The organism is Terriglobus sp. YAF25 (genome assembly GCF_052113305.1).
GTDB lineage: Bacteria > Acidobacteriota > Terriglobia > Terriglobales > Acidobacteriaceae > Terriglobus.
In genome coordinates, this window is the sequence record NZ_JBFRCY010000565.1 from 1 (window position 1) to 3,124 (window position 3,124).

The window sequence follows — 3,124 nt, forward strand, 5'->3', positions numbered from 1 at the left end:
TCACTCGGATAGGTGTGGACCAGCTTGATCCAGGCGCCATGGAGACCTGGGGCTGCGTTCTGCGGCAGCGTCAGACCATGATGCAGCAGAGCTGCACTGGTACCCAGGATCAGACCGCTGAAGGCGCCGTGTCCGGTCGTGCGCTTCCAGAACATTCCCAGCAGGAAGGTGGCGAAGAGCGGCGCATTCACAAAACTGAAGACCAGCTGCAACGCGTCCATGATGTTGTTGAAGCTGGTCGCTGCGTACGCCGCGCCGATCGATAGCAGAATGCCACCGACAGTCGCTATGCGTCCCATCATCAGATAGTGGGCGTCGGTAGCACGCTTATTGATGTAGCTCTGATAGATGTCGTAGGTCCACACCGTATTGAAGGCGGTTACATTGCCCGCCATGCCTGACATAAAGCTGGCCAGCAGAGCGGTGAGTCCCAGGCCGAGGATGCCCGAGGGAAAGTAATGGAGCAGCAGAGCCGGAATGGCCAGGTCGTAGTTATAGACCGGCTGGCCCTTCTCGTCCAGCATCGGAGCTCCGCTGACCGGGTTTACCTTCTGCGGAATAATGCCGAGGCTCGTTCCCGCAGTGCTGGCGCCGACGAGATGGTTTTGCGCGGCGTGCTGCGCGACAGGAATGCTGACCGCGATCAGGCCAGGCAGAATGACCAGGAAGGGGAAGAACATCTTGGGGACGGCCGCGATCAGAGGAACGCGGCGGGCGCTCTCCTCAGAGTTAGYCGCCATGGCGCGTTGGACGACGAGGAAATCCGTACACCAGTAGCCAAAGCTGAGTACAAAGCCGAGTCCCATGACCAGGCCGAACCACTCCACGCCAAGCGGGTTGGTGTTGGCATGAGTCATGCCCTGCCAGGAATGGGTCATCGGGCCGGGCAGGCGCTGCTGAATTCCGTGCCATCCACCGACATTCTTCAGGCCGACCCAGACCAGCGGAGCGAAGCCGGCCACAATCAGGAAGAACTGAAGCACTTCGTTGTAGATGGCCGAGGTGAGTCCGCCCAGGAAGATATAGGCCAGCACGATGACAGCGCTGAGCAGGACCGAGACGTGGAAGATGTATTGGTCGGGAATAATGTTGTGGAACAGACCCAGCGTCTGGATCAGCAGCGCCATGGCGTACATGGAGATGCCCGAGCTGAAGACCGTCATGATGGCGAAGCTGAAGGCATTGACCGACCGGGTCTTCTCATCGAAGCGCAGCCGCAGATACTCCGGCACGGAACGGGCCTTGGAGCCGTAGTAGAAGGGCATCATAAAGATGCCGACAAAGACCATGGCAGGTACGGCGCCGATCCAGTAAAAGTGGCTGGTGGCGATGCCGTATTTGGCGCCGGAGGCGCCCATGCCGATGACCTCCTGGGCTCCCAGGTTGGCTGAGATGAAGGCCAGACCACAGATCCAGGCCGGAATGGAGCGGCCGGCAAGGAAGAAATCGTTGCTGGTCCGCATGTAACGCTTCAGCGTAAATCCGATGYCGAGCACGAAAACGAAGTAGACCAGCATGATCAGCCAGTCAATGAAGGTCAGGGTCACGTATGGAATCCAGTCCTGACGATTTTTGCAACATCGTCATCGCGCTCATTCTAACCGGATTACTGATATCTCACGGAAGCCCTTCCTTTGGTGTCGGCAACCTTACCGAGGGGGAGGTGCATCGTACGTCGTTAACCAGGAGAGTTCGGCTGCGCCGCGTGCCCCTCTGGCCCGGGACGACGGTCAGGCTAATATGAAGCTCGGTGTCCCCCCGCTGTTCGGGAACAGGCCCCTGAAAGATTGCGGTACTCATGCTTCATTTCCTGCCGAACAAACGTATGCAATCCACGGTTCTCTTGATTGACGACAACGCGGTACAGGCAGCCACCCGCCAGACGATCCTGAAGCGTGCCGGCTACTTTGTCATTCCCGCCTTAAATCCACAGCGAGCCCTCGAACAGTTTCGAGCGAACGAGTTTCCGGCAGTCATCGACCTCGTGATTACGGACCACATCATGCCCGGCATGACCGGGGCGGAGTTTGTGCGTGAGCTTCGTACTTTTGCCCCTACCCTTCCGGTGCTGGTCATCAGCGGCATGGAGGAGGCGGAGGACGAATACGTGGACCTGAACGTGAACTTTCGCCTGAAACCTCTTCTGCCGGATAACCTTCTGGCCAGCGTTCACAGGTTAATCAACCCTGGCGACGGGGACGAAAAGCGCGATATCGCGTAGCTGGACCAAGCTTGGGACGGGCGATCTCCGGCCAATCAGTCCGCTAACCGCGCAAGCTCATTGCCCAGCATGCCTGTGGCCTGAGAAAATGAGCGGTGGAGCCTCCTCATGCCGCACCCCATGCCTACCTTTGGCAGTTTTTCCCTGCTGCTGGCCCTCGTGCTTGCTGTCTACTCCCTGGCCATGGGCGGAGCATCGCTATGGCAGATGGCAACCGGCCGTTCCGGACGCATCGCCCCTGAGCGCCTGTCGGAGACTGCCCGCCGCGCCGGCATTATGACCTTCGCCGCCGTTTCCTGCGCGGCCTTCGCCCTGGTATGGGCGGCATTCACCAATGATTATTCGGTGGCGTATATCTTCCACCACACCAACCGCGACCTGCATCCGGCGTACAAATTTTCCGCGCTATGGTCCGGTCAAGAAGGTTCGCTGCTGCTGTGGAGCTGGCTGTTGGCCGCCTACGGATTCGTCCTCCGGCTCCGCCATAAGGTCGATGTCCGGCTGACCGCCCACGCCTCCACGATCCTGGCCGGGGTTCAGGTCTTCTTCCTTCTCCTGCTGGTCTTCGCCGCTCCACCGTTTTCCATCCAGCCGGGAGAGGTTCCTCCGGACGGCGCCGGTCTCAATCCCCTGCTGCAGTATCCGGAGATGGTGATCCATCCCCCAATGCTTTACCTGGGTTACGTTGGGTTCGCCGTCCCCTTCGCCTTCGCCCTCGGCGCCCTGATCATGCGCTACCCCGGCGAGAAGTGGATCCACATCACCCGCCGCTGGACGATGGTGACCTGGCTCTTCCTGACCGTCGGCATCTTCCTCGGCGCGCACTGGGCGTACTCAGTGCTCGGATGGGGAGGCTACTGGGGGTGGGATCCGGTTGAGAACGCCAGCCTGATGCCATGGCTA

The 3,124-nt window shown here is 59.9% G+C and carries 3 protein-coding genes; 2 read left to right on the forward strand and 1 reads right to left on the reverse strand.

The window, feature by feature from the left end:
* Positions 1–1,547: sodium:solute symporter family protein (locus AB4043_RS20145; RefSeq protein ID WP_442307896.1), on the reverse strand; the 1,547-nt coding region annotated here is incomplete at its 3' end.
* Positions 1,548–1,825: 278 nt separating this feature from the next.
* Here AB4043_RS20145 and AB4043_RS20150 point away from each other — a divergent pair.
* Both AB4043_RS20150 and ccsA read left to right on the forward strand, forming a co-directional pair.
* Positions 1,826–2,221, forward strand: coding sequence for a response regulator (locus AB4043_RS20150; RefSeq protein WP_442301677.1), 396 nt, complete (start codon positions 1,826–1,828; stop codon positions 2,219–2,221).
* 120 nt (positions 2,222–2,341) lie between these two features.
* Positions 2,342–3,124 (forward strand): cytochrome c biogenesis protein CcsA (gene ccsA, locus AB4043_RS20155; protein ID WP_442307897.1); only part of this gene is annotated, 783 nt, incomplete at its 3' end.